Annotated in this window: 8 protein-coding genes; 3 read left to right on the top strand and 5 right to left on the bottom strand. The window is 53.8% G+C overall.

Translation table 11 applies throughout. The features are described from left to right. Positions 1-149 precede the first annotated feature (149 nt). From JT718_RS09135 to JT718_RS09120, 4 genes are all read right to left on the bottom strand, one after another. A complete protein-coding gene (locus tag JT718_RS09135; RefSeq protein WP_205501949.1) occupies positions 150-641 on the bottom strand; it encodes a hypothetical protein in 492 nt (163 codons plus the stop codon). A gap of 97 nt (positions 642-738) precedes the next feature. Continuing rightward, a complete protein-coding gene (locus tag JT718_RS09130) occupies positions 739-1,233 on the bottom strand; it encodes a hypothetical protein (protein WP_205501948.1) in 495 nt (164 codons plus the stop codon). 314 nt (positions 1,234-1,547) lie between these two features. Beyond that, positions 1,548-2,216, bottom strand: a complete 669-nt coding sequence (locus JT718_RS09125) for a YceI family protein (protein WP_205501946.1) — start codon at positions 2,214-2,216, stop codon at positions 1,548-1,550. Between the two features lie 59 nt (positions 2,217-2,275). Continuing rightward, complete coding sequence (locus tag JT718_RS09120) at positions 2,276-2,725, bottom strand: MarR family winged helix-turn-helix transcriptional regulator (protein WP_205501945.1); 450 nt, start codon at positions 2,723-2,725, stop codon at positions 2,276-2,278. Positions 2,726-2,881: 156 nt separating this feature from the next. On the opposite strand from JT718_RS09120, the gene JT718_RS09115 reads away from it, so the two are divergent. After that, positions 2,882-3,526, top strand: a complete 645-nt coding sequence (locus tag JT718_RS09115) for a DedA family protein (protein WP_205501943.1) — start codon at positions 2,882-2,884, stop codon at positions 3,524-3,526. Between the two features lie 74 nt (positions 3,527-3,600). After that, complete coding sequence (locus JT718_RS09110) at positions 3,601-4,182, top strand: DUF6799 domain-containing protein (RefSeq protein WP_205501941.1); 582 nt, start codon at positions 3,601-3,603, stop codon at positions 4,180-4,182. Positions 4,183-4,318: 136 nt separating this feature from the next. Here JT718_RS09110 and JT718_RS09105 read toward each other — a convergent pair whose 3' ends face one another. Further along, positions 4,319-5,317, bottom strand: coding sequence for a dipeptide epimerase (locus JT718_RS09105; protein ID WP_205501939.1), 999 nt, complete (start codon positions 5,315-5,317; stop codon positions 4,319-4,321). 240 nt (positions 5,318-5,557) lie between these two features. On the opposite strand from JT718_RS09105, the gene JT718_RS09100 reads away from it, so the two are divergent. Further along, on the top strand, positions 5,558-6,937 hold the full coding sequence (locus JT718_RS09100) for a dicarboxylate/amino acid:cation symporter (RefSeq protein ID WP_205501937.1): 1,380 nt from the start codon (positions 5,558-5,560) through the stop codon (positions 6,935-6,937).

Here is a 6,937-nt window from a genome sequence, read left to right as displayed (position 1 = left end):
CCTTACCAAGACCCCTTACAGCCGCTTTTTAAGGCTATTTTGGCCCCGAGAATCGGGGAGAAATTAAGAAATCAAGGGAGACAGATGGGAAAGTTCTACTTCAGCCAAGAGTTGTGCAACAGCTACCCTTGTTAGCGGTTGTTTTTCTTTTATGTTAAGACTAGTTTTATTCTTTCAATAAAAGGCCTAAATCTATATTCTTCAAGTTTCGTTTTTATCTCAAGCGCAGTAACTAGGTCTTTATAGTTTGAGTAGGTGAAGTCCGAAATCTCTGTTACCACTTGTCCATTTGATTCTATGACAATTAATTGGCCATTCCCAATTCTGACATGTTCCCAAGAAGGTGTCGCTTTAATTGCAGAGTATTCGATTACTACTTCTTTACCTAATCCGAAAAACTTCTTAATTCTCAAATGGAAGTTACCAATCTGTACTATGTCCCATTTGTATCTTAGATGATAGACTAACAATAGAATCGTAATTGCCATGAGTAGTGGGAAAGCCAAGACAAATACTTTTTTAGGGTCGTTGAGAAATAGTTTAGTCGACAGCACCGAAACAACGGTCAGTAAAGGCACTCCAATCAGGAGAGCCAAAAGCAAAATGCAAGAGAAGATTCTATATTTACTTTTTAGATTCATTTATTAAATATTACCTAACGTACTTGTGTAAACGACGCCGGAGGCCGTCGGCCGAAGGGTGACGTTTACACGTGGTTAGCTTTAGTTTTTCTTAGTTTTACTGACAATAGCTAACGCCTGGGATAGCTGTGTATGGAAGGCTTCCTTCTTTATATATCTTTAATTTACCAACACTATCAATTACTGTCCAATGGATGTATTTCATTGACCATTCAGTTTTCTCACCGCCTTTTTCCCTAAAGTCGAACTTGCCGTCAAAGTATCCTTCCATTCCACTGTAAATGATAAAAGGAATCTCTTTGTAGGTGAGCTGCAATAAAGGTTTTTGATTAAGGAGATATTCTTTATTATAGCCTCTACTTCTAAGAGTAATTATAGTCTGGTTGTACACAAACCTATCAAAGAATATCTCATGGATGCAATCCTTGCAGTCCATCTCTTTGATATATTCATCTAATATGTGCTTAATTCTGTCATCAGAAGTCACTGCGCTAAAAGTCACCTCTAACTCATTTCTAATTTCTTTGCCCTTATTTTCTTTACATCCCAAAGCAATCAGGATAAACAAAAGCAATGTACTTTTTTTAATCATTTACCTGATTTATTAATGTTATAAATTAAAGCTAACTACTGGATATACGGAGTACCTACGCTTATTGGCTCCTTGGCTGGAGGCAAACCTACGGTTTAAATGCTGTCATAGCCGGATAAACGTAACTGTACTGCCGAATGTACTATATAGCACTCATTGAATCAATCCCGCTAACCAGGACTTCCCTTTTTTGAAGCTAGCGCCTGTTCCCCAGCAGGCTGCAGAAAGATGCCCTCATGGTTACCGTAGCAGGCAAGGCATAAAAAAAGGCCAGCGTAGTAAAACACTGACCTTCCCTGAAGTGATGGTAGGGGTTACTTTTTGGCAACGGTCTCGGCTCTGGCCACCAATTCCAGGTTTAGCTCCACATCGTCCAGAATAGCTTTGTCGCCCAGGTTCTCAAAGAAATTACCAGACCTGAACTTAATGTCCCACTTGGTGCGGTCAAACTTGAGGGTGGCTTTGGCGGTGGCTACTCCTTTTTTCATGGTCACCAAAGCCGGGAAAGACACCTGGTTGGTGATGCCCTTGATGGTGAGGTCACCGGTGACAATGTAGTTGGCGGTACCGGCCTTGGCGTTCTGCCGGGGTGCCAGGTTGGTGATGGCAAACCGGGCCGTGGGGTTTTTATCTACCGAGAAGAAATCGTCTGATTTGAGGTGGTCTACCAGCCGTTTGTTGGAGCCTCCCTGCAGGTCATTGCAGGTAATGGAAGTCATGTCCATCAGGAAAGTACCGCCCCTGAGCGCCGTACGCTCAAACAGCATGGTGCCGCTGGCCAGCTTTATGTTGCCGTTGTGCTCGCCGGTAACCTTGCGGCCAATCCAGGTAATCTTGCTTTCCTCCAGGTTCACCTTAAAGTTCTGAATGGCATCGGCTACGGGGGCAGGAGTAGCGGGCTTGCGTTCACCAGGCGCTACCATGTTAAAGGCAGAAACCCCTACCGCGGCCGCCACCAGCACAGAAAGTAACATTTTTTTCATAGGAATAACTTATTAGAGGTTTAGTAGAATCCACTGTAAGGTACACAAATACCGCAAGACTAGCCCCTTATTTTGTCCAGCAGGTGGCTGAGTTGCTCGGCTTCCTCGGCAGACAGGTGCTGCAGGCCAAACTGGCCCCCGGTGGTGGTGGCCTCCATCTCCTGCAGCAGGTGGAGGCCTTTCTCGGTGATCAGGATGTCAACGGTACGGCGGTCGGTGGGGCATTGCGTGCGGGTCACCAGCTCCTTTGACTCCAGTTTGTCTACAATGCGTGAGGCATTGGAGGTTTTGTCCAGCATGCGCTCAATGAGCAGGTTCACCGTGGCCGGCTTGGGGTATTGCCCCTTTAAAATGCGCAGCAGGTTGTACTGCGGCAAGGTTACCCCGTACGGCTTAAACAAGGCAGACTGCTTCTGCTGCAGCCAGTTAGCCGTGTACACCACGTTGATAAACGCCTTCTGGTAGGCATTCTTGAACGTACTCTGCTTAATCTCTTCTTCTATCTTCATGGTAGACCGGGCAATGGGTGGGCAATAGCCAAATATATGTAGCTACCCCAAAATCAGCAACATAGCCGCTGCAATTCTGTGGTTTGCCGCAAAGATACAACCAACATCTGGCTCTTCTTGTGCGTACTGCACCTGAAAACCAACCCCAATCCCCCCATGACAGACTTTTTCCTGGTTTCCTGGTCAGAGCTCTTCTCCAGCCCCGAGAACATGATCCGGTACGGTGGCCTCACGCTGATCCTGGCCGTGGTCTTCGTGGAAACCGGCTTGCTCATTGGCTTGGTGATCCCGGGCGGCGACTCCCTCCTGCTCACCACGGGGCTCCTGGCCGGCGCCGATGTCTTGTCTATTCCCCTGGTGGCGCTGCTGGCCAGCATGACCGCCGCCGGGGTGGCCGGCGACCTCATGGGGTTCAGCATTGGCAAGCGCATGGGCAAGAAACTGTACCGTAAGAAAGACACCTGGTACTTTAAGCGCCACCACCTGGAGCGGGCCCAGAAGTTTTACAAAGAAAAAGGCAAGCTGGCCATTATCATGGGCAAATTTGTGCCCGTGGTGCGCACCTTTAACCCGCTGCTGGCCGGGGTAACTGGCATGCCGCTGGGCCGGTTTGTGCTGCTGAGCGTGGTGGGCACCACCCTCTGGATCTGCTCCCTGGTGCTGGTCTCTTACTACCTGGGCCGGCAGTTCCCGCAGTTGAAGGAGTACCTGCACTACGCCATTCCGGCCATCATCTTCCTGTCGGTGCTGCCGGGCATTGTGCAGTACCTGAAGGAGCGCAACAAAACCGCCAAGGCCTGATGGCAGGACCAGCAGCCCGTTTTTAGCCCCTTTTCAGGAAAACACCGTAAAAACCAGTACCAACCAGTTTGTTTATGCTACCACGTTCCCTTATTGCCAGCCTGCTGTTGCTAGGGGCTGTACTGGCTCCGCTAAGTACCCGGGCCCAGAGTGCCACCATCCAGAAGCGCATCAGCGGCAAAACCACCACTACCAGCGTCACGCCCCTGCGCCAGGGCATTATTCTGCGCAACGGCAAACCCATGCAGGTGCAGGGCGACACCTTCACGCCCCTCACCCAGGCCAAGACCTTCGCCAACGGTGCTACGCTGCACCCTAACGGCACCCTCACCACCGCCGGCGGTGAGGTGATTCAGCTGGCGGAAGGCGACCGGCTGGACCTCAAAGGAAACCTCACCCGCTCGCCCGTGGTCCTGCAGCAGAGCACCACCCTTTCCGGAGACTCCACCGGGCTGGGCCAGCACCTGCTGCAGGCCCAGCAGATGAACGAACGCCTGCGCCTGCTACAGGAAAAACAGCGCGTGCTCCAGCGCAAGAATGAGTTGCTGCAGAAGACCGTGCAGCAAAAGCCCGATGCCGCCACCCTGAAAAAGCTGGACGCCGAAGCCGCCCTGCTTGAAAAGCAATTGGCCGCCCAGGAGCAGAAGAAGCCATAGCCTGGGCCCGGGCACCCGCCGCCAGCAGACAGGAACAGCGGTCACCTACCAAAAACAGGGGCCCTGCCGCTCTAGAGCAGCAGGGTCCCTGTTTTTGGGCGCTTTTGCAGAAAACGGGCCAAAAACGGCTCCTGGCCTAGGGCTGCGCCACGGGGTACAACCGGCCGGCTTCTTCACGCACTAGTTTAAAGGGCTCGTCTTTCACAATCAGCATGCCGTCCAGGTCCAGCAGGTCTACGCCGTGGGCCAGCTGCAGCGCCGACCAGATGCCCATGGACGTTTCCATCATGCACCCAATCATGGTCTTGAGCCCCACGGCCCGGGTCTTGTTCAGGATAGACAGCCCGTTCAGGTAACCGCCGGCCTTCATGAGCTTCATGTTCACCCCGTGGAACTGCTGCTGGAGCAGGTCCCAGTCGGCGTGGTCGGTCACCGATTCATCAGCGAAGAGATCGTACGGCGAGTGCTTTTTCAGGTACAGGTACTCTTCCTGCAGGGCCGAGGGCATGGGCTGTTCAATCATGATGATGGGGAATTTCCGGAGGCCTTCAAAAAAGCGCATGAGGGCGTCTGGGTCTTGCCAGGCTTCGTTGGCATCTACCATGAGGCGCTGCGGGGCGGCTTTGGCCACCTCGGCCATCATGTCCAGGCCGCTTTCCTGGTTTACTTTCACTTTGAGGTACTCAAACCGGTGCAGGCCGTGCTCTTTGGTGAAGGCGGCAATCTTGCCCGGGTCCATGATGGGGTACGAGTAGGCCGTGGGGGCCGAGGCTACCGGCTGCACGCCCAGGAACTGGGGCACGGTCTGGTTGTTTTTCTGGCAGAGGTAATGCACCAACGCCGACTCAAGGGCAAACCGGAGGGCGGGCAACACTTCGCGCTGCTGCAGGAGCTGCTGCAGTTCCTCTACGGTGGCCACCTGGTCCAGCCCCTGGGCCTGCAGGGTCTGGAACTGCTCCCGCAGCAGCTGGGGGGTCTCGCCGTAGCGCACGTTGGGGGCGGCCTCGCCCCGGCCCTGGGCCCGGCCGTCGCCTACGGTCACAAACAGGTTGGTCTTTACGTCAGAAGCATTGCGGGAGATTTTCCAGGTATAGCGGAGGGTGAGGTCCCGGGCCTCCAGATTCCATAGTAGCATAGTGGATAGTGGGGTTTGCGAGCCTCAAGTGTAGCAAAAAAAGCAGCAACGCCCAATAAAAATTGGGGCTGGCCCCCAATCTTTGCCGAGCCATTGGCCGCAGCCCCCGGCTTTCAGGAACCGGAAGAAAAACCTATATTTGTCGGATACAGTACCTTGCCGGTCTTGTGGCTTACAACCCATTCAATTCTAAACCACTGTTATTCCCTTCTTTCCTGAAGCAGGGAGCTTAACCCTTTTATGAAAAAATCCACGCTCGCCTTACTGGCCTTTGTGATTCTTACCGTAGCCGTAGTGCTCACGCTGGCGCAGAACTATGGTTTACTTGCCCTTCCTGAAGTAGTACTCACCGCCGCCCGCTGGGCCGGTATTGCCGCCCTGCTGCTCTTCGCCCGCCAGAAAAAGTCCCTCACCACCTGGATCCTGGTGAGCATGGTGGTGGGGGCCGAGATTGGCTACAGCTTCCCAGACTTTGCCCAGGGCCTGAACGTTTTAAGCAAGGTTTTCCTGAAAATGGTGAAAACCATCATTGCGCCGCTCATCTTTGCCACGCTGGTGGTGGGCATTGCGGGCCACTCTAACCTCAAGCAAGTGGGCAAAATGGGCGTGAAGGCCCTGGTGTACTTTGAGGTAGTGACCACCATTGCGCTGTTCATTGGCCTGGCGGCCATTAACCTTAGCCGGGCCGGCGACGGCATTGTGCTCAAGGGCCAGACCAGCGACGAGATCTCCGCCCCGCCCGCCCAGACCTGGGAAGACATTATCCTGCACATTTTCCCCGAGAACATCGCCAAGTCGGTGGCCGAGGGGCAGGTGCTGCAGATTGTGGTGTTCAGCGTGCTCTTCGGCATTGCCCTGGCCATGCTGAACGAGCGCAAGCGCCGCCCCCTGCTGGAAGTGACCGAGAGCCTGGCCGAGACCATGTTCAAGTTCACCAACATTATCATGTACTTTGCCCCGTTTGCCGTGGGCGCCGCCATTGCCTACACCGTGGGGCACATGGGCTTCGGTATTCTGGTGAACCTCTTCAAGCTGCTGGCAACGCTGTACGTGGCCCTCATCGCCTTCCTGCTGCTGGTGCTGCTGCCGGCGGCCCTGTTCTTCCGGATTCCCATCAGGATGTTTGCCAAGGTGATCGCCGAGCCGGTTTCCATTGCCTTTGCCACCACCAGTTCAGAGGCCGCCCTGCCCCGCGCCATGGAGGCCATGGAGTCTATTGGCGTGCCGCGTAAGATTGTGGCGTTTGTGATGCCCATGGGCTACAGCTTCAACCTGGACGGCACCACCCTGTACCTGTCGCTGGCTTCTATCTTTGTGGCCCAGGCGGCCGGCATTAATCTGAGCTGGGAGCAGCAGTTATTGATGGTGTTCACGCTCATGCTCACCAGCAAGGGCGTAGCCGGCGTGCCGCGCGCCTCCCTGGTGATTTTGCTGGGCACCGCCGCTTCTTTTAACCTGCCGGTAGAACCTATTTTCATTATTCTGGGTATTGACGAATTAATGGACATGGCCCGCACCTCGGTGAACGTGATCGGGAACTGCCTGGCCACGGCCGTGATTGCCCGCTGGGAAGGTGAGTTTGTGGACCTGGACGAGCCCCGTCCTCTTGAGGCGGTGTAG

It is taken from the genome of Rufibacter psychrotolerans (assembly GCF_016924645.1).
GTDB classification, from domain to species: domain Bacteria; phylum Bacteroidota; class Bacteroidia; order Cytophagales; family Hymenobacteraceae; genus Nibribacter; species Nibribacter psychrotolerans.
Note: the sequence above shows the minus strand (reverse complement) of the source record. Positions and strands in the feature narration are given on the sequence as shown.

Coding starts and splice junctions, on each gene's coding strand:
- JT718_RS09130 (WP_205501948.1), bottom strand. CDS start 1,233: ATGATTAAAAAAAGTACATTGCTTTTGTTTATCCTGATTGCTTTGGGA.
- JT718_RS09105 (WP_205501939.1), bottom strand. CDS start 5,317: ATGCTACTATGGAATCTGGAGGCCCGGGACCTCACCCTCCGCTATACC.
- JT718_RS09135 (WP_205501949.1), bottom strand. CDS start 641: ATGAATCTAAAAAGTAAATATAGAATCTTCTCTTGCATTTTGCTTTTG.
- JT718_RS09125 (WP_205501946.1), bottom strand. CDS start 2,216: ATGAAAAAAATGTTACTTTCTGTGCTGGTGGCGGCCGCGGTAGGGGTT.
- JT718_RS09120 (WP_205501945.1), bottom strand. CDS start 2,725: ATGAAGATAGAAGAAGAGATTAAGCAGAGTACGTTCAAGAATGCCTAC.
- JT718_RS09110 (WP_205501941.1), top strand. CDS start 3,601: ATGCTACCACGTTCCCTTATTGCCAGCCTGCTGTTGCTAGGGGCTGTA.
- JT718_RS09115 (WP_205501943.1), top strand. CDS start 2,882: ATGACAGACTTTTTCCTGGTTTCCTGGTCAGAGCTCTTCTCCAGCCCC.
- JT718_RS09100 (WP_205501937.1), top strand. CDS start 5,558: ATGAAAAAATCCACGCTCGCCTTACTGGCCTTTGTGATTCTTACCGTA.